The organism is Streptomyces sp. NPDC005706, assembly GCF_040631045.1.
In the GTDB taxonomy this organism is placed as follows: Bacteria; Actinomycetota; Actinomycetes; order Streptomycetales; family Streptomycetaceae; genus Streptomyces.
This window is the reverse complement of sequence record NZ_JBEXYS010000001.1, coordinates 308386-333442: the sequence shown is the minus strand read 5'-3', so window position 1 is coordinate 333442 and position 25057 is coordinate 308386. Positions and strand designations below refer to the sequence as shown.

The window sequence follows — 25057 nt, the reverse complement described above, 5'->3', positions numbered from 1 at the left end:
CGAACTTCGTGCGGCCCCACCCGGCTACGCGACTAGCGGCTCGCGCCAGAAGTTGTTCAGCGCTGCACTGGAGCAGTCTGAGCAGTTGTTCACCGCGGCAGCCTCGGTTGGACCAGCTTCCAGGCCTCTCGTGCTCTTCTACGGCCTGAGCCAGGCAGGCAGAGCGATCGCGGCGTGCGCCCGGGTCCCGATGGACAAGTGTCGCTTGAACGGCCACGGCATATCTGCCACGCAGATGGATCAGCCCGACCTAGGCTCCGTTATCGTCAAGGACAAGGGCGCGGCGGGAGCTGAGTCGTTCACTCAGGTTGCAGCGATGCTCGGCTCGCGGTCTCTCCCGAAGGAAACCCGGCTTGCGGACGTGTGGGCCGCAATACTGGAGGTCAGCCTCTGGCCCTTGCAGTCGGCGACCCGCCCGCAGCTCTCGATCACCCGTGAGACTCGCCAGGTGATTCCCAACACCCTGGACGCCATGGTCTCTGGCTTGCCCGCCAACCTTCAGCAGCACACGGACCCCGGAACCCGTGAACAGGCCGTGCGCACATGGCTTGCTGACTATCCGGCGTTGAGCGGCTATCGCTTCAGGTCTGCCGGCGCCATCCCCGAGAGCGGGCCGGAGAGCTGGGATGAGAGGCAAGGAACCATTGGCTGTCGGCTCCTATGGGAGGTCGACGACGCCGAGACGTTCGCGAAGCGCCTCGAATGGGATCCTGAGTGGGATGCCGAGTACGGTGAGGCGGCCGCCAAGCGCAAGTTTGAAGCCATTGCCCCTTGGAAGGGGCGCAGCTTGACCGACTCGGCGCGAGTGATCCACGCACAGTTCGGCGGTGACAACCGCCAGCTTCACCCGCTGCTGGCCTGGTGGGCAGTGCTCTTCGCGCTTTCAATGCTCGCTCGCTATCAACCGGGGCAGTGGACCGCGCAAATCGACGTCAATCGAAGCAAGGATGCCGTAGCGATCGAGTATCTGCTGGACAGCGCTCTCGCCGCCGTTCCTGAGTTGATCCTCGCTGCCATCGAGGACGTGACGGCCTAACCGCCCCCCGGTCCGCTGGCCCCGCATCGGGGCCAGCGGAACTCCACGCACATCAGACCTCTGGCAGGTCCCCACGGGCAAGGATCCGCTGTTTAAGATCGCGGAGCTGCCCAGAGATGCACCGAGCGTAAATGGCCAGCAGCACGGGGACGCTGTTGCCCGCCCACTCAGCCACCTGCGCCGGCGGGACACCATCGTTCAGCCAGTTGGTCAGGCAGGTGTGTCGCAGGTCGTACACCCGCTTGCCGAGCGGTGAGGCGAATTCATCCGGCGAAAGCACTTCCGCCCGAGCAGTCCGCCAAGCCCTACGGATGACGGAGCCAGCGAGCAGGCCACCCTTCTCGCCCTGGAAGAGCAGGTCCCCCGGCCTCAGGGTCTCTGCCTGGATGTGCGCGCGCAGGATGCGTGTCAGTGACGGGTGGCCCGGCACTACTCGCGTGTCGTCCGCGGCCCGGCCCTTCAGCCCGCGCTGTTCGTGGATCTCGCCGTCGTCCGTCCAGTTCTTCCCGACCTCCGGCTGAGCCATGTGAAACATCAGCTCACACCACTGATCTTCGGCTTCCTTGTCCGGCAGTCGGACATCCCGCACGTGCATAGCGACGACTTCTTCCGGGCGCGGCCCGGCGTAGTACATGGTTGCGAAGAAGGCATGCAACCGCTGGCCGCCGCGGGGGCGCCGGCGGACCCACCCCAGAAGGCGCGCCGCTTGCTCCGGGTTGAGCAGAGACCTCTTGTCGACTGCGGAGGATGTCTTGGGCGCCGCTCCTCTCCCCTTGGGCAAGGGGTTCGCTCGCAGGACGCGGTGTGTGACGGCGTACTCCATTGCCACGTTCAGGATTCGCCGGTTGCGCTTGATCGAGCTCGCCGCGGCCCGCGTACCGTCCAACTTCGAGTCCAGAGCCCGAAGTACTTCCTCGACCTTGGTGGGGTCCTCCCAGGCCGCCATGGTCAGAGCGTTGCGTTCCACCCACTTCAGGATGGCGACCACTTCGGGCGGGGCGTCCGGCCGGCGCCGCGTGTTGAACGCGAACTCCCGTAGTGCCGTGCGCACGTCGACGGGCCGGAACGCGACTGGCGGTGTGCGGAGCAAGGCAACGGTGGTCGCCATGAGCGCCTTGGACGTGTTCTTGCGGTTGTTCCCGCCGGTTCGGTGCCACTGAGCGTCCGTGAACTGCACCGCGAAGTCGTACCAGTTCACCGCGCTCGCTCCGGACTGGTGCGAGACCGGGCGTCCCGTGGAGAGACTGAACGCCTCGCCACGGCGTGTGGCGCTCACCAACTCGGAGCGGAAGGCGTCTGCGAGTGCCTTCGTACCGAACGGTGCTCGCCACTCCCTGCCGTCCAACTCCCAGCGCACGGTGTGCGTTGTCTTTCGCTGACCCTTGTAGACCGCCGTCTTCCAGATCTTGACGTTGTACGTCGTGCCATCCATCAGGCGGCGTCCTCCCGATCGCTCAACCAGTGTTCGTAGTCGCTACGCCGGACCCGGATGTCACCGTTGGGCAGCTTGATGCAACGCGGGGCGCGCCCCTTCGCTCGCCAGTCGTAGAAGGTGGATCGCGAGATCTTCAGGTCCTTGCAGATCTCGGTGAGCGTGAGCTTTTCGTCCCTTGCCAGGGTCGTCGTCACCGCCGGCTCCCTTCCCGTTCCGGGCCGGACAGGCCGGACAGCCCCAAGTCCGACTGTCCGGGTTCTCGGTGCAGGTCAGGGCGCCCATCTGGACAGTCGGACAGTGCGGACACCTCTTGGGTGCTCTGCGTCCGGGTCTCGGTGTCGGGGTAGTACCGGCCGCCGGGGTCCTTGGTGAGCTGTCCGGCGTCGGCCATGCGGTTGCAGGTGCGGCGGATCGTGTCGATGTCGACCTGCGGCAGCTCGCCCGCCATGTCCTTCGGCTTCGCGCCAGGGTGGGCGCGGACGTAGCGCAGGATCGTGGCGCGGGTGTCGCTGACGGTGTGGTCGGAGACGGGACCGTCCAGCAGGTGCCAGGCGCCGGACGCGGGTTGGAAGCTGAGGGCGTACTCGGCTTCGTCCACGTCGCGGCCGGTGACGTGCAGGATGCCGTCCGCCTGACCTCGGGCCCGTTTGAGTACGAGGGTGGCGTCTGCGGCGCCGGCGATGCCGTTGGTGCCGGAGACCTCGGTGAGGAAGTCCTCGGAGCCTGCCTTGCGGACGTGGTGGACCAGGACGACGGCCACGCCGTAGTGGTCGGCGAGCCGCTTGGCGTAGCCGACGGCCACGTAGTCCGCGTCGTACGCCGACACCCCGGCCGGGGCCTGGCCGCGCATCTTGGCGAACACGTCGATGACGACCATGCGGGCGTCGGTGTTGCGCTCCAGCCACTGAGCGATGGCTTCCACGCCGCCCTGGGGGAAGGGCGGGCACTCGGTGACCAGGGTCAGCCCGGCCGGCGCGGGCTGACCACCGAGGAGCTTGCCCATGCGCGTCTGCAGACGGCGCGGGGTGTCCTCCAGAGCGAGGTAGAGAACCGGGCCGCCCTGAACGGGTACGGAGTCGAATGCGTTGCCGCCGGCCGCGACGGAAAGGCCGAGTCCGAGGGAGAGCCAGGACTTACCAACCTTGGGTGGTCCGGCGAGGACGCTGACGCCCTCGGCGAGGATGCCGGGCACGGCCCATTTCGGCTCGGGGAAGTGCGCGGCCATGAGCTGATCTGCCGTCCATGCGGTCCGGGGCCGCTCCCGTTTCGGCGGCGCCGCGGGTGCCGTCTCCGGGTCGCTGGGCACGGAGTACAGGTGCAGGGGCGGGATGGGGTTGGCGCTCATGCGGCGACCGTCCGGGGGCGGCGTGCTCCGGCCCGGATGCCGGAGGCGATGGTGCGCCGCGCCTCGCGCTCGCCCTGGCCGACCTGAAGCGCGGCCGTGAGGAGCCAGCCGGTGACGTCGGCCTCGCTCAGCTCTCCCCCGGCAACGAGTTGGCCGAGGGCGACTGAGGCGATGTAGAGCGCGTTGTTGTGCTCGTGCGGGCCAGAGCCGGTGACCCGTGAGACTTCACCGTTGATCGCGGACCGCAGGAAGGCGGTGCGGCGTCCGTGGCCGGTGAGGGCAACCGTGATGGGCGTTTGCGGGGGCAGCGGGGCCGGGCGCAGGAGTTCGGCGAGCCAGCCCGGCAGAGGCGCTGCGGGAGCGTCGTGGGTGACCTCGTACGGGCGCCCATCGAAGATGCTGCCGGCACCGACCACGAGTCCGCCCCACGCGCGGGTGTCGACCTTCCAGCCCAGCCCGCGGGCACTGTCTCCGGCGGTGTTGCGCAGGTGCTCGCCTTCGGGTGCGGCGAAGTACAGGTGGGTGCCGCCGCTCCAGGTGCGGACAGTGTAGGTGTCGGCGGGGAAGGGCTGGCCGTGGCGCTCGCAGAGGACAGCGAGCACGTCGGCGCCGTCGGTGACTCCGTGCTCGGCCCAAGCGGCAGGCGGGGTGTCTCCGGGGCGCTTCGGCTTGTCCAAGTCGATAACGACCAGGCCGGAGGGGCCGGTGGCGATGCCAATGTTGAAGGCGGCCACTGACCATGCGCGGGTGATGCGGTCCGGGTCGGTGGTGGCGCGGGTCTCCCAGTCGGAGACGGCTGGGCGCTTGTCGCCGGAGATGAGGGGGAAGACGCGCCAGTCACGCGACGCTGCGTTACGCGCGGCGGTGAGCTGGGCAGAGCCGTCCGGGTGCGGCATCCTGGGGTTCTCCTGTTCTGTCTACGGATGGGCAGGGAGGACCGCGGCGGCGGGCGACCTTGCTGGGGAGTCCCGCCGCCGCGGCGTTGCTACTGGTTGTTGGACCAGCGGGCGTATTCCTGGCGGACATAGCCGCGCGGGTCGGTGATGCCCTCGGAGTGCTCGCCGTCGATCTCCAGCAGACGCAGCGCGGCGTTCATGGCCACCGCAAGGGCGTCGGTGTGTATGCGGGCGGTCTCGTCGTCCAGTGCCATGCGGTCCAGCAGGGCGGCTTTGCGCAGCCAGTACTCCCGGTCAACAGTGCGACCGTCCAAGTGCATGCGGGCGCGGTCGGCGGTCCAGCCGATCTCACTGATGATGTTCGGGGCGAGCACGTAGGCCTTTTCCGGCGCGGGCCACGTGTTCGGCTCGGGACGGTGCTCGGCGGTGACGTACAGTCGGATGCGCTCGCCGTCGCGGGTGAGGTACTGGCGTGCCGGGCCAGTTTCGAATGCGGCTGCCAGGGCGTGGATGACGCGGTCGGTGTCGGCCGGATCGCAGATGACGCGGACCTCGAACATGGTTCCCTCCATCAGCTGTGAAAGTGGCTGCGCTTGATGACGGCCTTGCGGATGTTGACCGTGGTCCCGCCCCGGTGACCGCTCGTGCCGAAGACCTGCGCGGCGATCCATCCGCCGAAGATGACGGCGGCGAGGATGATGAGCTGGGTGATCAGCGCGGTCAGCGCGGTGATGAACGCGGTGAGCAGGAACAGCCCGCTGCACACGGCGAAGAACCCGACACCTCCCAGCGCGACGTTCACCGCCGTGCGGGAGACGGCCGGCTTGGCGGTGACCGACTCGGGCTGTGCGGAAGCGACGGCGTAGCCGGTGACGACACGGCCGTCCGGGAGGACGACGCTCGCCACGGACGGGACGCCGACGGGCTGCACGGGCACGAGTGGCACGGGGCGGTGCACTTTCAGGCCCGTCATGTCGTGTGCGGCCGGGGTGTAGGTGGGCTCGTTCACTTCGCGATCTCCCGTCACTTGCCGAGGGCGGACAGGGCTTCGGCGGATGCCTGCACGAGGTTGTGGATGGGTTCGTAGGCGCCGGTCCCGGCGGTGAAGAAGCCGAAGAGGAACAGCACCAGGGTGGCGCCGCCTCCGGCGGACTTGGTCTTCACGGCCAGGGCGGACGCGGCGCCGAACAGCAGCACGGCGGAGATGTTGAGGACCATCAGGAAGAACTCGCTTCCGGGTGAGGCGGATGGATGGCTACGCTTCGGGCGCCCCGGGTGCTGGCAAGCTTGGGGCGACTGACCGGCGACCGCGCCTATCTAGCTCCTACACAGAGCGGGGTCCGTCTCATGACGGGCGGTCGCTGGTCGCCTGCTCAGTCGGTGGTGCCGGCGCGGTAGATGCGGGCCCAGCGGTTGTAGAGCCAGCGGCCGACGCGGATGCGTTTGCCGGTGGCGTGGCAGCGGCGGCAGTCCGTGCCGCGCTTGAGGCGTCCTTTGCGGTCACGCTTGAGCGCGTGGCCCATGCCGTGGCACTTGCGGCAGTCACCGAACGGCGAGGCCGCACACAGCACGCCGTAACCGAGCGTGACGGCTATCAGGCAGGCGACAGCAAGGAGGATGGGGGTCATCACAGGCCCTCCGGGCGGGTTTCCAGGGGTTTCCGCAGGCGGGGTGCTACGCGCTAGATCGCAGATGGGTGAGGCTTTGGGGTGCTAGCGGGGGTGCTACCGGTAGCAGGTGTGGGTGCTACCGGTAGCACCGTTCCGGGCCTATGCGGCACCCGGCTTCTGGTTACGCTCCGCAATGACCTTCGTGAGGTCGGCACGGGCGATGCCGCGCCGTGTGGTGCGGGTGCCGTCGTCCGTCGTGCCGGCCACGTCGCGGGTGCGGATGCCGTGCGGCTTGAGCGCGCTGGTGACGTTCTCGCCCTTCCAGCCGCCGTACACGTCGGGCCGCAGGTCGGCGAGGCGGGCGGCGATCCGTTCGTTCCACACCCGCTCTTCCTTCTCCGGTACGACCGCCACCACGTCGGCCAGCAGGTCGTAGGCCGGGCCGGTCACGGCCTCCGGTGTCTCGCCGAGCGCATAGCCGGACAGCAGTCCTGCCTTTTCTCGCAGGGTGCGGGCGCGGGCGGCGATGGCGGCGGCGCTGGGGGCGTCCACGAACGTGCCGTAGACGATCCGGGCGTCCGCGCCCTCGCCCATGAAGTAGTGGATGCCCTTGTCGCCCCAGGCGAACATGGTCGCCCGCACGCCGCGCTTGTAACTGCTCGTGCCGAGGACCATGTCGTTCTCCGTCTGGCCCATGACCTTCAGGCACCACCGGGCGGACGCGTTCGCGCTGATGCCGGTGGGCAGCGACTTGGCGTCCGGGCGCTGCGTCGCCAGCAGCATCACGATGCCGGTCGCGGGGCCGCGCTTGACCAGGTCGGTGGCGATCTCCTCGAACTCCTTGCCGTGCTCGGGGTGCTCGAACAGCACCTGGCACTCGTCCACCCCGACCACGATCGGGTGCAGACCCAGGGAGCGCTTGTCGGCGAGAGCGCTCGTCACCTTGGACTCGGGGCAGATGTCCCGGGGCAGGGAGCGGATCACCTTGGTGCGGCGGCGCAGTTCTTCGCGCAGCGCCCGCCAGTCGGCGAGGGCGTACTGGATGAACTCGGCGTCGTCGCCAGCCGCGTGGCGGTGGGAGACAGCGTCGCCGACGGGGTCGAGGTCGCCGGTGCCTTTCATGTCGTAGGTGTGCAGCTCGGCGCGGGGGTCGAGGGCGGCGATGAGCAGCAGCAGCCGCAGGAGGAAGGTCTTTCCCATGCGGGGGATCGCGCCGATCACTCCGGCGATGTACATCAGGGTGACCTCGACCCAGCGTCCGCGCTGGTCGGTGCCGTAGGCGACGGGCTTGAACAGGTCGACTGTCCCGGTCTTGGCCAGCGGCCATGCGGGCTTCTTCGCCTTGGAGAGGTCCTGGTCGCCGACCCACAGCACCAGATGCCCGGTGTGCTCGTCGGGGACTGCTTCGGGCCAGACGCAGCCGAGGGGGCGGCGTAGGCCGGAGGCGAGGCGTTCACGGCGCTCGATGATGTCCGTGACCGTGACGCCGTAGGGCAGGTTGCCCTCTGCGCGCCAGCCAGGTCCGTCGCGGGTAATCGGGGCGGTGAACTCGAATCCGTCTCGCCCCTTGCTCTGCACTTGGTTGATCGCCGGGATACCCAGGGATCCGAGGGCGCGCAACACGATGTCACTGGTGAGCTTGGTGGCCTTGGGCAGTTCCACGGCCCGGTGGATGAGCGGGGCGTCGGCCTTGCGGCCGTTGTAGCCGAGCGTGAGGACCAGGGCGCTGACCGAGAGAGCTTGCAGCCAGTCGGGGGCCAGGACGTAGATGGCGAGGGCGGCCCCGATGCCCACGAACATCGCCAGCACGGCGACCAGGGTCCGCAGCCGGACCCGACCGTCACGCTGCCGGGACAGCTTCAGGTACTCGGCGGCGTCTTCGCGGCGCACCGCGGCCAGCCGGACCGGCTCCCCCTCGCGGTCGGCGACCCACCGCATCGAGCCGCCCACGAACCGGGCCAGCCCGGTCGGGGCCTGCACCGTCAGGCGCGCGGCATACACGGGCGAGCGAAGTGCGTGGTAGGCGGCGGCGTGGGTGTAGTGCCGGGCCACCCACGCGGACGCGGTCTTCAGTTCGGCGACCGAGCGCAGCCACAGCGGGACCACGTCCCGGCGCCTGGCGGCGGCCAGCCGACCCAGGTAGCCGGGACCGGCCACGGCCGGTGCCGACTGGTCGACCATCACGCGCCGGGTCGGGTCGGCCGACTCCTCGCCCGACTCGTGTCCGGGCGAGTCGGGCGACTTCCCGTCACGGGTCGGGGCGCTCGGGTGGGTCGACTGCTCGCGCGCGGATCGGGCCTTGTCGAGGTCGACCACCTCGCCGCCGGAGTCGGGGCCGGTGTCGGCGGTCATCTCGGCTTCGAGCCGGTTGAAGAGTTCGTTGTCGTCGTCGGGGTGTTTCACTGGGGGTTCCTTCTCTCGGGGAGGATGCGGGGCCCGGCCGCTGCTTTGGTCGGTTTGAGACCGGGCCCCGTACTGATCAGGCGGCGCGCTGTTCCTCGGGGTAGGCGCAGGGGACGCACATGCCGAGCGAGGTCGGGATGCAGTAGCTGTAGGTGGTCTGGCACTGCGGGCAGGTACGGCGGGCAAGCATCGCCAGGGCGACCGCGCCCCACTTGCGCGAGGTCATGGGCCGGACCGGCTTCGCGCGGTCCACGCGGTAGAGATAAGCGACCTGCACCCCAGCGTTGCGGCCGCGTCGGCTGCGCATCAACTGCGCTGCAACGGGCTGCCCGCCGGGCCGCAGTCCGACCGCGCGGAGTTGGCGGCGGGTGGCGTAGCCGTCAGGGGCGAAGCGCCACGGGTACGTAGGGATGCCGAACCGGGAACCGGACGGGTCGAAGCACCTGCCGTAGGCGGACATTAGGCGGCCACCTCTACAGCCGGAGCGTCGGTCCGAGCCCCGAAGCGGCCGGCGCGCCGCCCGGTGACTGTGGCGAACAGCCGCCCCAGCCCCGCTCGGCGGGTGCCGGCACGCGCCTGCTTGGCCGCGTACATCGCCTCATCGGCACGCCTCAGCAGAGCAGACAGGTCCTCGCCGGGGAAGTCGGCTGCGCGCGCCCAGCCGAGGGAGACGGTGGTGTGGACGGCCGGGTCCTGGCCGTCGACCGGGCGGGCGAGCACGCCGTGCAGGACGGCAAGAATGTCGGCGGCGGTGCCGTAGTCGTCGGTTAGGACGGCGGCGAACTCGTCGCCTCCGAGTCGTCCGACCACGCCGGAGCAGCCGACGTGGTAGGCGAGCCGTTCCGCGGTCGCTTTCAACAGCGCGTCTCCGGCCGCGTGGCCGAAGGTGTCGTTGATCTGCTTGAAGCGGTCCACGTCGGCCAGGACTACGACCGCGCGCGGGTTCCGCAGCAGAGTCGCGGCGCGACGGGTGAACGCCTCGCGGGTCCGCAGCCCGGTCAGCGGGTCACGGCGGGCGATGTTCAGGCGCCGCCGCAGCCACAGCGTGTGCGCCGTCCAGCCGGAGGCGACCGGCCCCGCCGCGGCCAGCATGGTCTCTAAGGTGTTCATGCCGCAGCCCCCTCTGCGTCACCATCGACGGAGTGCAGACGGCGCCCTTCGGCGCGCTCGTTCAGCAGCAGGTCCCGCAGGGCACGGGAGTTGGCAGCCGAGCAGTGCAGCGTGGTCCGGATGGTTTCCGCGTTGATCGCGTCATCGGCCCAGTCGTCAGTGGCCTCACGTGCCTCAGCGAGCAGTTCCGCTGGGGTCCGCGGCGTTTTCGTAGCCTTGGCCCTGCCCTTGGTGCCGGCCGGGCGCTTGCGCGGCGCCTTGGTTGCCTCCGGCTGTGGCCTCTCCGTCGGCTGTGGCGGCATGGGCGAGACGTCCTCGCTCGCCGGGGCCAGCTCGCCCAGCCTCAGCAGCACGCGTTCCGGGCGCGGGGTCATCGACCGCCACCGTCGCCCGTGCCGCTCCCGCAGCCGGGCGCGAGCCAACTGCCGCTCACGCTCCCGCTTAAGGGCCTCGGAGTAGGAGGTGATTTCCCACAGCGTCATCCGTCGCCACAAAGCGAAGGTCGACAAGGGGGCGAGCATCCAGCGGGAGAACCGCACCTTCTCCATCCGCCGGCCTGTGGCGGCGCCGATGCGGACGGCATAGACATGGGCTCCGATCTCGGAAAACACCACCCACAGCAGCGGCATCGTGCCGTGGGCCACCTTCGCCCACAGACCATGTCCGGCGGCGATGTTCAGGCCGCAGGTGACCAGCGTTAGGGCCCAGGGCACAAACCGCACCCACGCCAACGCCATGTCCATCCGGATCAGCAGCAGGTTGGCCACGGTGAACACCGGGATAGCCACGTCGATACCGACCGGCAGCATCCACGGCTCGCCGAAGCCCCACCGCGCGGCGGCAGAGGAAACCGCGTCGAGCGAGGCGATGAGCCCCAGGGCGCCGACCCCCGCGGCGGCCAGCGCGCCCAGCCCGGCAAGGCCCACCTCTGGCTTCGTCAGCGGCGGAACCGCCGGCCGTTCCGTCTCGGCTGCGGTCGTCATGCCGCCGCTCCCTTCCGGGAGGGCCGGCGGCGCTTGGCCGGGCGGGCCAGCTGGACGACGTTGAGCAGCTCCGGGGCGTGTGCCTCGATCACCTCGGCGGCGATGCGGGCCACGTGGTCCGGCAGGTCGTTGTACTCCGGGTCGGCGAGGATGTCGCGCGCCGCATCCAATCGGGCCGCGCGCTCCGTCTCGCTCTCACCCTCCACCCCGAGCCACAGCGCAACTGGGGTGCCGAGGGCGAGCTCTACGAAGTCTTCTACTGAGACGGCCTCTTGACGGCCGACGTACATGCGCATGGTGCTCTCCTGAGTCGAAGGAGCAGGGAGAACCGCGGCGGCGGGCGACCTTGCTGGGGAGTCCCAGCGCCGCAGAACCTCAGATTGACCTATGTCAATCTGACAGTCAAGGGGACCTACGGAGCAATGGAGATTGACCTAGTCCGGCTACTCTCAGAGCCATGGAGCAGAGCCCAGAAGCGCCCAAGCAGACGCCCACGGCCAAGGAGATCGCCGCTGACTTCCGCGCGAAGATCACGGGCCCTAACGGCACGTACGCACCGGGCGCTCAGTTGCCTGCGGCTCGCAAGCTCGCCAAAGACCTCGGTGTGCAACTCATGACCGTCCAGAGCGCATACGGGCAGCTCCGCGATGAGGGGCTCGTGCTTACTCAGCAGGGCCGCGGCACCTTCGTCCGCGACCCGTCGGTGCCGCTCGGAACCGAGCCTGGCAGCAGCCCCGCGTTCACCGCCCTCTCCGCTGAGCTCAGCGCGATTCATGACACGCTCCGTACGCTCGGTGAGCGGCTTGATCGCCTTGAGCGGCTCGTCGGTGGCGAGACTCCACCTGGGCAGTGAGCCTGTCCGCACGGTTCAGAAGTCGTTCAGCCACGGCGCGGGCCTCGCTCAAGCTCGCGTTGATCTCAGCGAGTTCGGCAGGGCTCAGGCCTCCCGGCGCACCGCATCGCTCATTGCTCCCTGACATGCCAATGAGCATGCAATCGGGAACAGCAAAGAACCCGGACAGACTGTCCGGGTCCCCTTTTCGTCCAGGTCAGCCATGTTGACGGGCCATCATCGAATGACCTCATCTACGGCTTCCAGTACCGCCGTCCAAGGGAGCTCACGCCCGGCCGGCGCGTCCCTCGGCTCGTACAGCGGCCAGACCTCCGGGCCGTAGACCAGATGCACCCCTCCAGCGCGTAGCGCGTCGATGTGCCGTTGCCATGCCGGATGGCGAGCGTGCGCCGCGTTCACCCGCGGGAAGACTACGACTGGGAGGCCAAGGGTCCCAATCGCCTCACCAACCTGCGTCAGCGCCTGGTTGTCCATCAGGCCAGTCGCGAGCTTGGCGACCATGTTGGCGGAAGCGGGGGCGACGACGTAGCAATCAACCGGCGGATGCGGCCGGGCCTCACCAGGAAGGCGCGGCTCGTCTCGCACAGGCAGGGCAGTCAGCTTCTCCAACCGCTCACGCTCGCCGCTCATGCGCAGCCACTGACCTGCGGTCGGCGTGAGCGTGACGGCCACTCGCCATCCACGGCTAATCGCGGGCTCTACGAGACCGGTACGCAACGCCTCTACGCCCCCGGCCGCCGAGCCGACGACTCCGAGCACACCACGCTTGCCTGAACTCACTGCACCGCCCTGCACCGCTGAGCCATCGCGTACACGTCCGACGAACGCGAGCCGCCCGTCACCGGAGACTGTTTGATCAAGTCTCGCAGCGTCTCGCGCACCCTCGGATTGTTGCGTACGAGCTGCGGCGACGTGCGCTCCGCCGTACGCAGCTCTGCGAAGGCGTCATCCCCCTGCCCAGCGAGCGACAGGGCGCGCGCAAAGTCGATGCGATGAGAGACGCTGCGTTCCTGCGGCATGTGGTCGATGTTGATCCGGCCGTGTTCCACCACGTACGAGACGTTGTCGAGGTCTAGCTCAATGGACAGGCGGTGGAGCAGCACGTTCGTCGGCCCGAAACCGGTCTGCCAGTAGTTCGCATCCGAGCCGAGATCGTCCGCAAGCTGCTCGGCACGGTTCAGCAGCGCCGTTGCGGTAGGCCGGTCCTGATGGCGCGCCGCCGCGACGGCAGCACGCAGGTGGATCATCCCCAGCAGGCTGAGCGCCGCCGGGTTGTGATCGGTTACCTGAGACGACAGCCAGGCTGCGGCCGTGTTGCCCAGTTCGAGGGCGTCGTCATAGCGCCCGTTGGCCAGCAAGGCGTGCGTACCGGAACGTGCGGCGGACGCCAACACGAGCGGGTCGTCCGACTCGTCGGCGGCTCGCATCGCGCGCTCGGCCGCGAGCCACGAGATATCCGACTCACCAATCTTGGCTAGTGTCGTAGCCGCAAGATGGTGTGTGCGTGCCGATACAGCCCAGCAGTCCCCACGGTCTTCACCGCGGCGCGCTGCTCGCTCCTCCAGCTCTTGGGCTGTCTGAAGCAGGGCGGGCAGTGCAGCGATGACGCTGCCAAGCAGACCGCCCTGGTAATCGTTCCACGCCTGCTCGACGCGCACGGACACGGGAACGGGCGTCGGGAGCTGGGTCTCAGCGTCCGGCCCGAACAGGAGACGAGAGAGCCGGCGCGGGCTCATGAGGGCGTCGCGCACGGCGGGGACGTCGTCCTGTTGACGCTCGTCTTCCATGAGGACGGTCTGACCGAGCAGGTCTCCGAGTGGCACGCGCAGGATGCGCGACAGCTCCGCGAGCATGTCGATACGGGGCGGCTTCCTGCGACCAGTCTCGATCTTTGCCAGCCAGTCAGTGCTCCGACCCGCCAGGCCGGCCAGCACCTCTTGCGTGTAGCCGCGGCGCTTCCGGTAGAACGCGATGCGCTCACCGATGCTGAGGTGATCTCCCAAGCCACGCATGGAGTGTTGCCTCCCGCTGCTAGAAGGGCGTTCTTCACGGTACCGGCGTGGCGAGGAACAGTTAAGCGATCCCCCCTTCGCCGCCACCACCAGCGTGCGGCATCGAACGGTAGGGAGCCCGGACGGATTGTCCGGGTGCCAGGCTCGGAGGTGTCCGGGCTGTCCGGCTGTCCGGCAATGGCTCTCACCTGCGCAGACGCCCCGGACAGTCGGAATGGAAGTTGTCCGGGGCGCCCGAACCAGGGGCGCACTCAGACGTCGGCGCACGAGTCGAGGCCTGGGAAAGCCCGGTCCAGCACGTCGATGTGTACGCACGCCTTCACCCTGCTCGTGAGTGCTGCGCCGGTCTCACGTGCCAGCACAGGCAAGAATTGCTGGTCGTCAGGCGACCGGCTTGACTTGACCAAGTCGTAGCCCTGTTTCTGTACGCAGGGCCCACCACACGAGTCAGTGCCCCAACACCGTGACACCGCCATTTCAGATACATGGGACGGCGTCGAGTGCCCCACCCGGCTCAAATAGCTGCAACACCCAGAGGAAGTTCCCTCCGAGTGTTGCAGCTGGCGGCGAAGCCGGCCAACACACCTCAAGCAATTAGGAGCCGTAACTATCTTCGCCGGCAGCCTGCCCTATTCTCTCTTCAATTTTGATGCGGAAATTAGTCAGGCTCGACTCTCTCGATGGAACCGCAATGGCGAGACTAGTGACGGCTTCCAACAATTGACGAAGGACTCCGGGCGTCGGCCTGCTTGACATGAAGTCCGCAAAATGTGACTCAGCCCTCTGCCATCGCGGAACAAGACAGCTAGAGAGGAACAAGTTTCCCTTCTTTTCGATGCCGCCAGGCTCTCGATTTATGACCTTAATGGCGCGCATCAAGAACCTATTCCTATCCCGATGAAATTTCGCGTACAATACGACCGACTTTTCGTAATAGGCCCAAGCGCTTCGGGGATTAATTGCAATCGCTCGATCAAGAACCTTCAGCGCATCGTCATAGCGCCCGTCAATCCTAAATAGGAGACCCTTAAGAGCAAGCGCCTCACTGTCATCCGGGTTTAGCTCCAGAGCGCGGTTACATCCAGCGAACGCGTCGGCGTTTCTCCCCAACAATCGAAAGGTTAGGCCCTGACGGTGCAGAGCATACGAATTGGATGAATCGACTTCTATCGCGCGCTCGTATTCGCTAAGAGCCACGTCGAAGCGGGCGAGGTCATGGTAGACGTCCCCTCTACTGCAATAAACGAGAGAGTCGTGAGGATCAATTTCGAGACAACGGTCATAGTCACTCAAGGCGTCGGAAAACCGCCCCATAGCCTCGTAGATATCACCTCGAACGCTGTACGTCCAACTAATACGATGGTCGAGTGCTATAGAATGGTCAAGATCAGCCAGCGCGTCACTAAAGCGCCTCATACTGCCGAAGAGCTTGGCTCGGGCGGTGTAATGGACCGCAGTCTGGGAGTCCAGTTCGATGGCCCGATTGCAGTCGGCGAGGGCGTCCTCGTACCGCTTCAACGAAGCATACGCCGCGCCACGGTTGCTGTAGAGACCCGCTCTTTCCGGATCTATTTCGATTGCCCGATCGAAGTCGGCAAGAGCGTCTTCGTGTCGGTTGACGGCCCGGTATATCAACCCACGGTTGCCAAAGACACCAGCATCCTCGGGATCTAGTTCGATGGCCCGGTTGAAGTCAGCGAAGGCATCCTCATATCGCTTCAACGAACCGTACGTAAGACCACGATTACTATAGAAGCTCGCCCTATCGGGGGAAATTTCAATAGCCCGATCAAAGTCGACAAGAGCGTCCTCGTGCCGCTTCAAGGATCGGTACGTGAGTGCACGATCACCAAACGATTCGGGTTCCTCAGGGTCCAAGTCGATTGCTCGATTAAAGTCGGCAAGGGCATCCTCATACCGCTTCATCGAGTCATACATCAAAGCTCGATTCGTGTAGGCTGAAGCATTTTGCGGATCGAGTTCCAACGCACGATCGAAGTCCACCAGAGCTTCGTCATAGCGCTTCAGCGAACGGTAAGTCAAGCCGCGATTGGTGTATGCTGAGACGCTCTGTGGATCCAATTGGAGAGCACGATCAAAGTCGCTTAGGGCCTCATTCAAACGGCCGGCTGCACCGTAAGTTGCACCTCGGCAAGACAGAAACTCCACAGCATCTGGCTGCAAGTCAAGGGAACGTCCGAAGTCGGCAAGCGCATCATCATATCGCTTCATCGAATGGTACGTTAGACCCCGGACGAAGTAAGTCCCCGCATCGTCGGGCTCGATCTCAGTAGCACGTGCGAGGTCACGGATGGCATCCTCGTAACGTTCCGCAGCGTGATGTGTGATTCCCCGGGCTGTATGAGCCCATGCATTGTCCGGTTCAAGTTCAATAGAACGGTTGAGATCAGCAAGGGCATCGTCGAGTGTCCTATTGAAAAAGTGACTCAACCCTCGACTGATTCGAATAGCAGCATTATCGGGATCTAGTTCGACCGCACGATCGAAATCTTGCAGAGATTCGGTATAGCGCCCCATTACCTGGTACGTCATTCCGCGACCCGAATATGCGCGCATGATTGTTTCATCCCGGGCCAGTGCAGCAGAGTAGTCGCTCACAGCAGACTCGTACTTTTTTGCGCTCCCGAGGTGCTGGGCACGCAAAAGATAGACGCGTGCCAGGTCCTCACTTACTAGCTCTTCACGCGACAACAGAAAACTCAGGCACTCAACGACCGTTGTAGACCTGTCCTCTAGCCTACTTAGATGCTGCTCTCCGAAATCGCGTAGCTTCCCGGCGTCAGCATCTCGTCCAGCTTGCAGAATCACCCGTACACAATGACGTACTGAGTTAACACCGCGCTCGTGAGCGTCAATGAGCACGCCTAAAGCGGCCCTGAATTCGGTACGCGGATTAGCGCATAGGCGATGATACAGTTCCTGGAATCTGTAATCGCGCCACCGTTCCTCGTCCCACCAGCCGCCGGACGGGGCCACATCCTTTTCGAGCTCGGTGCGCCAAACGCGAAATGTATCAGCAAGTTGGGTGTGTTTTTCTTGCCACCGCGAAGGCGACTGCTGACGCTGAAGGCGCAGCATCGTTTCGCGAACAACATCGTGATACCGGCACTGCCCGGCGCGATAATTCACGAATGGCAGCGACGCCAGCCACGTGAAAAGGCTCTCCGCTTCACTATCTACAGCTGCCCTATAAATATCCTCATCCAGTGTCTGAGGAAGGGCGCACGTCAAGGCAGCGTCCCGGCGGGCAGGATCTGTCTCCCATTTCAAAAATCGCTCTACCGCTGTTCCGCTAGGATCCCCCACTTCCGCGACGCTGCTCGGGCGACTTTCTGCCAACGTCGAGATAAGAACAGGAAGTCGCCCAGATAGTCGAAAGATCACCTCAACGACCTGCTCGTCTGTGACGCCCTTGTTGGTCAAGAGCTGACGCGCTTCCGCCTCGGTGAATACGTCTAGTGGCAGATCGGTGATCAGATCAGCGAAGTCACCCCAGCATCGCTCATCCAACCGCGTCTGGCCGGCCAGGACAGCAAGGACGTTTACCGGAAGTTCACCATATTTATCGCTGAGGAGTACGTCTCGCAACCAAGAATCGAGCAGTGGCCCAGTTCGCTCGTATGTATCAATGAATAAAGCGATCCATGGCCGACGCTGCGCTATATCTGTAAGGTCCTCAAGAAAAACAGGAGTAAGCTCCTCAAGAGGGGACAAGACCAACTGGACGTCATCCCGGTTGTTAAATTTGGTACTAAGTATCGCCTTAAGTTGCGTTACCCCGGCTGCTACCTGTTGCGCGTCAACTGCTCCGGTGAAGGCTCCGACGCCAGGGATCATGCTCAGACTTACGAGACCTAACTGTGAGGCGACTACACTTGCGGCAGAAGGAGTTGGGCCCGATGGCTCGACCGCCTCGCCCACCATTTGCGAAGCCGCGGCGGCACTAGCGTCGGCTTCATGGCGTCGCTGAAGATAGGTAGCCATTCTCTTATCGAAGGCTTTCATTGGCAGGCCTTGCTGCGAAAACTGTGCGCTAACGGCCTCCATCACCTCGACCGCGTCAGTCACTGACTCATCCACGTAAGCCGTCAGAGCCTGTGCTTCGCGGGCAGCTCCTTCCATCTGGCGCACCAGAGTGGACTTGCCTACCCCCGCTTGGCCGCGAACATGAAATAGGAACTGCACTGCTTCTTCGGGTCGCTGCCGCAGGACTTCCTTGAAGCTCGCCAGTTCTCCCTGCCTGCCGATGAACCCAGTTCGCCTTTGACGTCGAATCAGTTCCTGCCGCGAGATCCGCTGCTCTGCCATGTGCCCCCTTAACCCAAAGCGACGGCTCGGTCAACCCTGGGACAATGGTACGACGTTGCACCGCAGTCACGATGCACTTTGCACGAAAGTCCTTTCGACTTCGGCGCGGGGGATCTTGCGCCGTAGCGAAGTTCCCACCGCGCGGTGGTCACCTGGGCTTGACGGCTGACTCAACCGGTGCTTCAGCGGCTCCTTCCACCCTCGTTGGTCTCGCTGCTGCGGTGCGAGCCTGACCGCCGGCCGCGCCGACCCAGCCAGGCCCCCCTGGGCTAGCTCGCCCCGCCGCAGGTTGGCCACCCACGACAACGCGCAGAGAGTGACGTACGCGCCTGTGCCGACCACGACCGCAACCGCCGCTTCTCACCTTGCGCCTTGTGTCCAACTGTCCAGTCAGAGTTGTGGGCGTGGCACGCAGCCCTAACACTCGACGACCAGATGTCTGGGTGTCCAGTTTTGAGTGCTGCAACGCGCACGGGAGTTGCTCTTCTGTACAGCAATCAGCGGGTGCTGGAGGAGTCACCGGTGTCCGCTCCGGTGAATACGCGGCGAAGTTAGCCGCGATGTGCAGCCCCACACCAGTAAACGTGCAGGTCGCGAATCTAGGCACGTGGAAGCGCCCACCTCTCTTCTAAGCGCTTGGCCGCAGGTTCGAGTCCTGCCGGGGGCGCTCACCCTCAGCCCTCTCCTCGGGAGGGCTTTTTGCTGGTCAGGGCCATATCAGCCGATGTGACGAAGCCCCGGACGCCATCTTGCCGATCAGGGCGGACTCCGGGGCTGTCCGGCTGGCACCGGGTTTTCGCGGGTGGCCGTGTCGAATACGTGTCGAAGTTCTCGGCCAGTGGAAGATCAGCCGGCGCGAGGCGCCTCCGCCTCCGGAAGGTCGCCCGCGGCTTCCAGTCGCCGTTTCAGGTCCGGCAGCGGCCCGTCGACGTACCGGGCGCAGGTCGCCAGGAGCACGGCGACGCTGTTTCCGGCCCACTCGGCCACCTGGGCGGGTGGATGCCGGCGTTGAGCCACTTGGTCAGGAGTGTGTTCCGGTTGTCGTACACGCTCCGTCCAATGGGCGACTCGACGCTTACCGCCGGCCCTGACCTCATCGGCCCGCTTCCCTTCACCAGGTGCCCGACCGATCATGGGGTCATGGTCTCGAGCATCGTCGTTCAGTACACCGATCTCCTGCGGACCAGCGACTACGACCTGTGGAGCCGATTGCGGGAGCTCCTGAAGGGCCAGGGGCTCGATCCCTACCGGACGGTCGTCGTCGACCTCTTGCAAGGGGGCCCCGATCACGAGGATGGCCAAGTCATCGCCGAGGACGGCAGGGTCTACAGATTCACCCTTTTCTACGACCAGGCCGCAGAGCACGGGGCGCGCAGCGCCTACCTTCACCGCTGGACCGACATCACCGACTCGTGGCGGATCGGATCGTTGGCCACCCGAACAGCAGACGCCCTCGCTTGGACGTCTTCGCCCACCGAGTCGAGTTGACCACCGGCGCGTGCTCCGTCGGCCTCGGCCGTCAGTGGCAGTCGAAGCGCCAGTCCCAGGGGAGGCCGGGGCACTGGCGGCAGTGGAAGAAGTAGACGCCGCCGCAGTCGCCCAGCTGGATGTCGCCGGTGATGGTCAGAAGGTGCTCCATGCGGTGGCCGTTCTCGCAGTTCGGCCAGTCGGCGGGCTGGGTCCAGGCGGGCCAGCCGCCGACCTTCGTGCCGATGACGTTGGAGTCGGGGGGCCACTCGGAGCCGCCCGACGGCAGCCGGAGACGAGGTTCCCAGGTCTCCCGGAGGTCCTTGGGCAGATCGAGCCACCTCGGACAGTCCTCCGCGGTGGCCGGGGACAGCGTGGACGGTTCCGGCATGTGGTCCTCGTCGTACTCCCCCTCGCTCGCCCGTGGGATCTCCGACAGCAGCCCTCCCGCCACGACCTCCGCCTCGTTGCGCCAGTACAGCCGCGGCATCACCGGCCCGGGGTCCTGTTCATGTATCAGTGCGCACCACACGAGCTGCAGCAGGTCCTTCCCCGGCGGGAACTCCAAGCCTGGCGCGTCCCGGGCGAACAGCTGGAGGATCGGCACCATCGGCACCGCCCCCGGGACGATCTCCGTGCGGTTGCGCCAGTCGGATCCGAACGTCCAGTGGTCTTCCTGCGCGCAGTACGGCCACGGCTCGTCCGCGGGCCACAGCAAGTCTCCGCCCAGCGAACTTTCCCGCGCGCCGGGGTCACCGGGCTCCGGGTTGAGGAGGGTGGCTTGCCGGGCAAGACCCGCGTACTCCGCTATCAGTGAGCGCAGATCCTTCGCGGGCAACTCGGTTGCTTCACCGGGCATCGGGGCTCCCCAGGGTAGAAAGATCGACGGGCATTGCGGGCACGTTAGTGCCTGCCACCGACAACCCGGTGCGGATACGGGCCCGCTTGCTGAGGCCGCTGGAGCCGGGGGCAAGGCGCGGGGGGCGCTTTGTGGGGCGTCGCTCTGTCTGCGGGAGGCGCTCGGGCCCGAGCGGTACGAGGCCGTACTGGCCGTCCGCCGCGCGGAGGCGGAGCTGTTCGCGATGTTCGCCGACGCGGACGTCATCGAGGCCGTCCGACGGCGGTACTGACTGGCTACTCCTCGGGCTCCCAGGCGATCAGCTGCTCGAACACCTGCTGGTCGCCCTCGATCTTCAGGTCGCTCAGCGTGAGGCGGCCCCAGACGAAGAGGAGCAGCTGCTCGGCCGTGCCCGTGGCCGAAGCTGAGGCGGGCGCGGCGTCGTCCGTGAGGGGTGCGGGCCAGGCGCCGGTGCCGTCCAGCGCGAGGAGCCAGGAGCGGCCCTCGGTGGCGTGGTAGTGGATGGTGGCGGCCTCGTGCGGCCAGGCCGCAGGGGTGGAGTTGCAGGTGTCGAGAAACTCGGCCACGCCGTCGATCGCGACGTCCGCCGGCATCGGCTGCACGGCGCCTGCGGCGAGCTGGGCGTCGTAGGTGTGCACCAGCACCTCGTGCACCCGGCGCCGGGCAACGCCCCAGGCATTCGCCGGCGAGACGCCGGCGCCCCACCACGTCCAGCACTCGCGCTCCGGGCCGGCCTCGCGCAGCGCACTCAGCAGCAGCTCGTTCGACTCGGCGTACCAGGCCAGCAGCGCCTCGAGCTCGCGTGGCACCTCCGCGGCATCCTTGGCCGGCGGAGCCTCGGCCGGACCCGCGGCGACGATCGCGGCCCACCAGCGCTGGCCCGTACCCAGGTGCTGCACCAGATCGAACAACGTCCACTCGGGGCAGGACGGCACCGGCGCGTCAAGGCCGGGCGCGGCGGCAACCGCACTCCGGAACGCGGCCGACCGCTCGTCGATCAGTTGCAGCAGGGCGGAATACCCAAGTCTCTCTGTCACATCGCTTACCCATCACCCCAGTTCAGCAGGCCGCACCCTATTTTCCAGGCCGTCAGCTGCGGGAGTTGGAGCACCTGATGGAAAGCCTGGTCGTAGCCATATCCCCTTCCTGGAAGGGGCGGTCCTCCGTGGATGGCGCCGGACGACCCTGTGGGGGCGCATGGAGCCGTTGCTGCCGGTCAGGCTGCGGCGTCCGCGCCATCCCGGCTCAGCAGGGACGGGGCTCAGGGATGCATGGGGGACTTACGGGCATCGGCGTCGCCGGGTGAGGGAAATTGCGTGGCGGTCCGGGCGTACGGGGGCGGAGACTCGGGGCGTGGCTGACATGGGGGCGTTCCGGGATGCGGTCGGTGTGTGGGCGGCCGGTGGGGACGGTGAGGCCGCGCGGGAGCTGGCCGGGCGGTTGTCCGTGCGGGTGGCCGTGCTGCTCGAAGGGCCCAGCGATGTCGCGGCCGTCGGTGCTCTGGCGGCGCGCCGGGGTCGGGATCTGGCGGCCGAAGGGGTCTGCGTGGTGTCGATGGGCGGTGCCATGAGCGTCGGGCACTTCACCCGGGTTCTCGGGCCGCCCGGTCTTGGGCTGCGGCTCACGGGGCTGTGCGACGAGGCGGAACGTGGTTACTACGTCCGTGGGTTGGAGCGGGCCGGCGCCGCGTGGCAGGGGTTCTTCGTGTGTGCGGCGGATCTGGAGGACGAACTCATCCGGGCGCTGGGCGTGACGCGGGTGGCGGAGCTCGTCCGGACGCAGGGGGACGAGCGGGCCCTGGAGACCTTTCTGCGCCAGCCGGCGCAGCGGGGCCGTACCGCGCAGCAGCAGTTGCGGCGCTTCTTCGGTACCAAGAAGGGGCGGAAGATCCATTACGGGCGGGTGCTGGTGGAGGCGCTCGAGGCCGATCGCGTACCGGCACCGCTCGACGGTCTGCTCACGGCTGTCTGACCGACCGAACCGGGCGGATTCGGCCGCCGCCGCCCGCCGCCTGAGCCCCCCGCCCAGGTTCGCCGCCCACGCCCGCCACCCGGGCCCCGCTCGTGCCCGCCGCCCTTGCCCACCGCCCAGATCCGCCACCCAGGCCCCCCACCCGGTCCCCGCCCTCAGACTCCGGCCCGTCGGCCGTCCCGTGTCGCCGCGGTGATCACGGCGGAGACGACGGTGGTCGCGGCGAGGCTTCCCATCATGACCAGGCCCACGCCGACCGCGAAGAGGCCGCTGGAGTCGTCCGACCAGTCGTAGTACGCGGCGGCGGTCAGGCCGGCCGAGGTGCCGAGCACCGCGGCCGCGACGTAGTCGCGGAACGCCGCCCAGCACACCGGCGCCAGGAGGGTCAGCACCAGCCCGATGACCTGCCACGCCTCGTACGGGCCGGTCGTCGAGCCGTCGGGGTGGACGTCCCGGTGCTGGTCCCAGCCCAGCCAGGCGGCCCACAACGCCATCGACACGCCGGCCAGCACGAGGATCCACAACAGCTGGAGGGCGGGTTTCCGCGGTTCTCTGCTCATGGGTCAAGCGTTCCGGCCCGCCCCGTACGCGAACAGGGCGCTGATACTCAGGTCCACCCGAGTACGTCAGCGCCCCGTCCGCCGTGTCGGTCGGTCCGCTCAGGCCGCCAGTTCCGGAGTCGTCTCCTCCGCGCGCTCCGCCTCCGCCTTCGCGGCCAGGGCGTTCACCGAGGCGTTGAAGCGCGCCATGGAGGTCGGGTGGTCCGGGCCCAGGACGTACTCCTTCAGGGTGCGGCGGTCCAGGGCCATCGGGTCGGTGTGAGGGGCACGGACCGAGTCCAGGATCTGCGTCAGACGGGCGCACTCGCTGTCGAGGAGGTAGGCGCCGCCGGCCGTGGTGTAGGCGGCCCGGAACTCGTGGTCGGGCAGGTCGTGGGCGTTGGTCAGGACGTACGGCTTGAGGCCGGCCACGAAGTCGGCGACGACCGAGGAGACATCGCTGATGAGCATGTCCGCCTGGTTGAAGCACTCGTAGAGGGTGGGCAGTTGCTTGAGGATCACGTTGTGGCGGACCGGGCCCCGGGTCTCCCAGAAGATCCGGTGCCACTCGGCGCGCAGCTCCTGCCATTCGGCCGCCCCCGCGCGGTCCGGCACCCGGGCCTCGCGCATCTGCTCGGCGTCGTCGCCGCCGTGCCGGCCGGCCAGTTCGTCGAGGCGGCCCTGGATCTCCTTGAGGCGGGGCTTGGCGGCGGCGACCGCGGCCTCCGCCTCGGCGGCGCCGCGCTGCTCGTTGTCCGCGCGCAGCAACTCGCGGATCTCCTTGTCGGCCTGGGCCGCCTCGGCCGAGCGCTTGCCGGTGAGCGGGTGCGGCTTGTAGATGACCCGGACGTTCTCCGCGAGGAGCTTCTCGATCAGGCGTACGCCCATCGGGATCAGCGAGGTGTGGCAGTCGTCGTCGCTCCAGCCCTCCCAGGTGGGCGCGTACAGGACGACGGGCAGCGGGCCGGGCGTGTGGTCGGCGTGCAGCCGGATCGGGGAGAGCTGGGGGCGTCCGACCTCGACGATGGCGCTGTCGCTGATGGCGTGCCGCACCCGCTGGTAGCGGTCGCGGCCGGCCCGGCCGGCCACCCAGATCTCGTCGTACACCTTGCTGACCCGGTTGCTGCTGGCGAGCTTGTCGCTGTCGCCGTGGCCGATGAAGACGTGCTTGGCCTCGGCCACCCGCAGCATGTGCACGTTCTTGCCCGCGTTGCCCGGATAGAGCACGACGCGCACGCCGGAGAGTTCGAGTTCGGCCAGGTCGTCGGCCTTCGGGACGCAGACCACGGGGATCCAGGTCCGGCTGAGGTAACGGAACGAGGCCCGCTCCCGGAGGATGATCACCGGGCGCATGTCGAGCTGCTCCAGCGTCTCGATCCACATGTTGACCTGGTACATGAAGTCACGGGAGACGGCGGCGAAGCTGAAGTAGAGCGCCACCTCGGGGCGGTATCCGGCGAGTTGCCGGTTGACCTCGGCGAACACCTCGTCCTTCGCGGGCATGCGGCGTGCCTTGCGGTACTGGTCGAGCAGTGCGATGACGGCCGCCGTGCTCACGCCGACGGTGACGGCGAAGGCCGCGTACGCCGGCTGCCAGGAGCCGACCGCGAGCGCGGTGAGGAGCCCGGCGTGGGCCGGCACGTCGAGGTGGAGGAGTTTGCGCAGGAAGCGCCGGTAGAGGAGGGCGGGCGGCTGCTTGGGTATGGGCAGCCCGCTCATGTCCAGGTTGCGCACGACCAGCGGCAGCACGCGGCGCGCGCGGATGGCGTGGTGCACCGCCGTGTAGAGCATCATCATCGCGAAGTGGGCGCTGAAGACGGCGAGCGCCGCCACCAGGACCGCCTCCGGCGCGTCCATCCGGCTGGCCAGCGCGAGCAGCATCACCGTGCGCACCGCGAACCGCAGCGGCCTGGTGAGCTGCAGCGCCGCGAGCCTGCGCACGAACCCCGGAGCCCTGGAGTGCAGCACCTCGTCCACGACGTACGTCACGGCCGATGCCACGGCGAAGCCCCGCCAGTCGGGCAGCAGCGCGAAGACGGGCAGCGCGGCGAAGCCGGCGCCGAGCAGGAACACGAGAAGCAGCTCGGTCAGCCCGCGCACGCGCAGGGCACCGCACAACCGACGGATCGTCATGGGCAAGATTTCCTCTTCCAGGCAGGCGTGCACGTTGGGGGGCAAACGCCGTTGTTCGCCAGTTCGACCCAGTAGG

General features: G+C 67.2%; 24 protein-coding genes. 4 read left to right on the top strand and 20 right to left on the bottom strand.

Annotated elements, in window-relative coordinates:
- The first annotated feature begins 130 nt into the window (after window positions 1-130).
- A complete protein-coding gene (locus tag ABZ478_RS01470) occupies window positions 131-1036 on the top strand; it encodes a YaaC family protein (protein ID WP_359544478.1) in 906 nt (301 codons plus the stop codon).
- Between the two features lie 52 nt (window positions 1037-1088).
- Here ABZ478_RS01470 and ABZ478_RS01465 read toward each other — a convergent pair whose 3' ends face one another.
- The 13 genes from ABZ478_RS01465 to ABZ478_RS01405 all read right to left on the bottom strand — a co-directional run bounded on the left by ABZ478_RS01465 (window position 1089) and on the right by ABZ478_RS01405 (window position 11114).
- Window positions 1089-2468 (bottom strand): site-specific integrase, encoded by a 1380-nt coding sequence (locus ABZ478_RS01465; protein ID WP_359544477.1) that lies wholly within the window; start codon window positions 2466-2468, stop codon window positions 1089-1091.
- Entirely contained in the window at window positions 2468-2665 is a 198-nt protein-coding gene (locus tag ABZ478_RS01460) for a helix-turn-helix domain-containing protein (RefSeq protein WP_350843095.1), read from the bottom strand. Before ABZ478_RS01460 ends, ABZ478_RS01465 begins: the two co-directional genes overlap by 1 nt.
- The gene (locus ABZ478_RS01455) at window positions 2662-3816 is read right to left on the bottom strand and encodes an AAA family ATPase (RefSeq protein ID WP_359544476.1); all 1155 of its coding nucleotides are present in this window, start codon (window positions 3814-3816) and stop codon (window positions 2662-2664) included. The genes ABZ478_RS01460 and ABZ478_RS01455 overlap by 4 nt, the downstream gene beginning before the upstream one ends.
- Window positions 3813-4712 (bottom strand): bifunctional DNA primase/polymerase, encoded by a 900-nt coding sequence (locus ABZ478_RS01450; RefSeq protein WP_359544475.1) that lies wholly within the window; start codon window positions 4710-4712, stop codon window positions 3813-3815. Before ABZ478_RS01450 ends, ABZ478_RS01455 begins: the two co-directional genes overlap by 4 nt.
- Before the next feature lie 89 nt (window positions 4713-4801).
- A complete protein-coding gene (locus ABZ478_RS01445) occupies window positions 4802-5272 on the bottom strand; it encodes a hypothetical protein (RefSeq protein ID WP_359544474.1) in 471 nt (156 codons plus the stop codon).
- An 11-nt stretch (window positions 5273-5283) separates the two neighbouring features.
- On the bottom strand, window positions 5284-5685 hold the full coding sequence (locus tag ABZ478_RS01440) for a hypothetical protein (protein ID WP_359544987.1): 402 nt from the start codon (window positions 5683-5685) through the stop codon (window positions 5284-5286).
- Between the two features lie 50 nt (window positions 5686-5735).
- The gene (locus ABZ478_RS01435; protein ID WP_359544473.1) at window positions 5736-5930 is read right to left on the bottom strand and encodes a hypothetical protein; all 195 of its coding nucleotides are present in this window, start codon (window positions 5928-5930) and stop codon (window positions 5736-5738) included.
- Between the two features lie 155 nt (window positions 5931-6085).
- Entirely contained in the window at window positions 6086-6340 is a 255-nt protein-coding gene (locus tag ABZ478_RS01430) for a hypothetical protein (RefSeq protein WP_359544472.1), read from the bottom strand.
- 141 nt (window positions 6341-6481) lie between these two features.
- Window positions 6482-8725: a cell division protein FtsK gene (locus tag ABZ478_RS01425; RefSeq protein WP_359544471.1), complete on the bottom strand. Its 2244-nt coding sequence runs from the start codon at window positions 8723-8725 to the stop codon at window positions 6482-6484.
- Between the two features lie 76 nt (window positions 8726-8801).
- Window positions 8802-9185, bottom strand: a complete 384-nt coding sequence (locus ABZ478_RS01420; RefSeq protein ID WP_359544470.1) for an RRQRL motif-containing zinc-binding protein — start codon at window positions 9183-9185, stop codon at window positions 8802-8804.
- A complete protein-coding gene (locus ABZ478_RS01415) occupies window positions 9185-9835 on the bottom strand; it encodes a GGDEF domain-containing protein (RefSeq protein WP_359544468.1) in 651 nt (216 codons plus the stop codon). Before ABZ478_RS01415 ends, ABZ478_RS01420 begins: the two co-directional genes overlap by 1 nt.
- The gene (locus ABZ478_RS01410; protein WP_359544467.1) at window positions 9832-10818 is read right to left on the bottom strand and encodes a DUF2637 domain-containing protein; all 987 of its coding nucleotides are present in this window, start codon (window positions 10816-10818) and stop codon (window positions 9832-9834) included. Before ABZ478_RS01410 ends, ABZ478_RS01415 begins: the two co-directional genes overlap by 4 nt.
- Window positions 10815-11114 carry a hypothetical protein gene (locus ABZ478_RS01405; RefSeq protein ID WP_359544466.1) on the bottom strand — a complete coding sequence of 100 codons (300 nt, stop codon included), beginning with the start codon at window positions 11112-11114 and terminating at the stop codon, window positions 10815-10817. The genes ABZ478_RS01410 and ABZ478_RS01405 overlap by 4 nt, the downstream gene beginning before the upstream one ends.
- Before the next feature lie 161 nt (window positions 11115-11275).
- On the opposite strand from ABZ478_RS01405, the gene ABZ478_RS01400 reads away from it, so the two are divergent.
- Window positions 11276-11671 carry a winged helix-turn-helix domain-containing protein gene (locus ABZ478_RS01400; RefSeq protein WP_359544465.1) on the top strand — a complete coding sequence of 132 codons (396 nt, stop codon included), beginning with the start codon at window positions 11276-11278 and terminating at the stop codon, window positions 11669-11671.
- 216 nt (window positions 11672-11887) lie between these two features.
- Here the strand turns inward: ABZ478_RS01400 and ABZ478_RS01395 are convergent, their stop codons facing one another.
- From ABZ478_RS01395 to ABZ478_RS01385, 3 genes are all read right to left on the bottom strand, one after another.
- Window positions 11888-12430 (bottom strand): flavoprotein, encoded by a 543-nt coding sequence (locus tag ABZ478_RS01395; protein ID WP_359544986.1) that lies wholly within the window; start codon window positions 12428-12430, stop codon window positions 11888-11890.
- Window positions 12431-12447: 17 nt separating this feature from the next.
- The gene (locus ABZ478_RS01390; RefSeq protein ID WP_359544464.1) at window positions 12448-13683 is read right to left on the bottom strand and encodes a helix-turn-helix domain-containing protein; all 1236 of its coding nucleotides are present in this window, start codon (window positions 13681-13683) and stop codon (window positions 12448-12450) included.
- A 594-nt stretch (window positions 13684-14277) separates the two neighbouring features.
- The gene (locus ABZ478_RS01385) at window positions 14278-18012 is read right to left on the bottom strand and encodes a tetratricopeptide repeat protein (RefSeq protein ID WP_359544463.1); all 3735 of its coding nucleotides are present in this window, start codon (window positions 18010-18012) and stop codon (window positions 14278-14280) included.
- A gap of 1059 nt (window positions 18013-19071) precedes the next feature.
- On the opposite strand from ABZ478_RS01385, the gene ABZ478_RS01380 reads away from it, so the two are divergent.
- Window positions 19072-19500, top strand: a complete 429-nt coding sequence (locus ABZ478_RS01380; protein WP_359544462.1) for a hypothetical protein — start codon at window positions 19072-19074, stop codon at window positions 19498-19500.
- A 31-nt stretch (window positions 19501-19531) separates the two neighbouring features.
- On the opposite strand, the gene ABZ478_RS01375 is transcribed toward ABZ478_RS01380, so the two are convergent.
- Together ABZ478_RS01375 and ABZ478_RS01370 are read right to left on the bottom strand one after the other, a co-directional pair.
- On the bottom strand, window positions 19532-20338 hold the full coding sequence (locus ABZ478_RS01375; protein ID WP_359544461.1) for a DUF1963 domain-containing protein: 807 nt from the start codon (window positions 20336-20338) through the stop codon (window positions 19532-19534).
- A gap of 275 nt (window positions 20339-20613) precedes the next feature.
- Complete coding sequence (locus ABZ478_RS01370) at window positions 20614-21375, bottom strand: maleylpyruvate isomerase family mycothiol-dependent enzyme (RefSeq protein ID WP_359544460.1); 762 nt, start codon at window positions 21373-21375, stop codon at window positions 20614-20616.
- Window positions 21376-21691: 316 nt separating this feature from the next.
- Between ABZ478_RS01370 and ABZ478_RS01365 the strand changes: the two genes are divergently transcribed.
- A complete protein-coding gene (locus tag ABZ478_RS01365) occupies window positions 21692-22309 on the top strand; it encodes a TOPRIM nucleotidyl transferase/hydrolase domain-containing protein (protein ID WP_359544458.1) in 618 nt (205 codons plus the stop codon).
- Window positions 22310-22464: 155 nt separating this feature from the next.
- Here the strand turns inward: ABZ478_RS01365 and ABZ478_RS01360 are convergent, their stop codons facing one another.
- Window positions 22465-22869: a hypothetical protein gene (locus tag ABZ478_RS01360; protein WP_359544457.1), complete on the bottom strand. Its 405-nt coding sequence runs from the start codon at window positions 22867-22869 to the stop codon at window positions 22465-22467.
- A 99-nt stretch (window positions 22870-22968) separates the two neighbouring features.
- Window positions 22969-24981 (bottom strand): hypothetical protein, encoded by a 2013-nt coding sequence (locus ABZ478_RS01355; protein WP_359544456.1) that lies wholly within the window; start codon window positions 24979-24981, stop codon window positions 22969-22971.
- Window positions 24982-25057 lie beyond the last annotated feature (76 nt).

Bases quoted from the DNA above. Each gene is read 5' to 3' on its own strand.
- ABZ478_RS01465 (WP_359544477.1), bottom strand. From the start codon at position 2,468: ATGGATGGCACGACGTACAACGTCAAGATCTGGAAGACGGCGGTCTAC.
- ABZ478_RS01455 (WP_359544476.1), bottom strand. From the start codon at position 3,816: ATGAGCGCCAACCCCATCCCGCCCCTGCACCTGTACTCCGTGCCCAGC.
- ABZ478_RS01450 (WP_359544475.1), bottom strand. From the start codon at position 4,712: ATGCCGCACCCGGACGGCTCTGCCCAGCTCACCGCCGCGCGTAACGCA.
- ABZ478_RS01445 (WP_359544474.1), bottom strand. From the start codon at position 5,272: ATGTTCGAGGTCCGCGTCATCTGCGATCCGGCCGACACCGACCGCGTC.
- ABZ478_RS01440 (WP_359544987.1), bottom strand. From the start codon at position 5,685: ATGACGGGCCTGAAAGTGCACCGCCCCGTGCCACTCGTGCCCGTGCAG.
- ABZ478_RS01435 (WP_359544473.1), bottom strand. From the start codon at position 5,930: ATGGTCCTCAACATCTCCGCCGTGCTGCTGTTCGGCGCCGCGTCCGCC.
- ABZ478_RS01430 (WP_359544472.1), bottom strand. From the start codon at position 6,340: ATGACCCCCATCCTCCTTGCTGTCGCCTGCCTGATAGCCGTCACGCTC.
- ABZ478_RS01420 (WP_359544470.1), bottom strand. From the start codon at position 9,185: ATGTCCGCCTACGGCAGGTGCTTCGACCCGTCCGGTTCCCGGTTCGGC.
- ABZ478_RS01415 (WP_359544468.1), bottom strand. From the start codon at position 9,835: ATGAACACCTTAGAGACCATGCTGGCCGCGGCGGGGCCGGTCGCCTCC.
- ABZ478_RS01410 (WP_359544467.1), bottom strand. From the start codon at position 10,818: ATGACGACCGCAGCCGAGACGGAACGGCCGGCGGTTCCGCCGCTGACG.
- ABZ478_RS01405 (WP_359544466.1), bottom strand. From the start codon at position 11,114: ATGCGCATGTACGTCGGCCGTCAAGAGGCCGTCTCAGTAGAAGACTTC.
- ABZ478_RS01400 (WP_359544465.1), top strand. From the start codon at position 11,276: ATGGAGCAGAGCCCAGAAGCGCCCAAGCAGACGCCCACGGCCAAGGAG.
- ABZ478_RS01390 (WP_359544464.1), bottom strand. From the start codon at position 13,683: ATGCGTGGCTTGGGAGATCACCTCAGCATCGGTGAGCGCATCGCGTTC.
- ABZ478_RS01385 (WP_359544463.1), bottom strand. From the start codon at position 18,012: ATGGCAGAGCAGCGGATCTCGCGGCAGGAACTGATTCGACGTCAAAGG.
- ABZ478_RS01380 (WP_359544462.1), top strand. From the start codon at position 19,072: ATGGGCGACTCGACGCTTACCGCCGGCCCTGACCTCATCGGCCCGCTT.
- ABZ478_RS01375 (WP_359544461.1), bottom strand. From the start codon at position 20,338: ATGCCCGGTGAAGCAACCGAGTTGCCCGCGAAGGATCTGCGCTCACTG.
- ABZ478_RS01360 (WP_359544457.1), bottom strand. From the start codon at position 22,869: ATGAGCAGAGAACCGCGGAAACCCGCCCTCCAGCTGTTGTGGATCCTC.
- ABZ478_RS01355 (WP_359544456.1), bottom strand. From the start codon at position 24,981: ATGACGATCCGTCGGTTGTGCGGTGCCCTGCGCGTGCGCGGGCTGACC.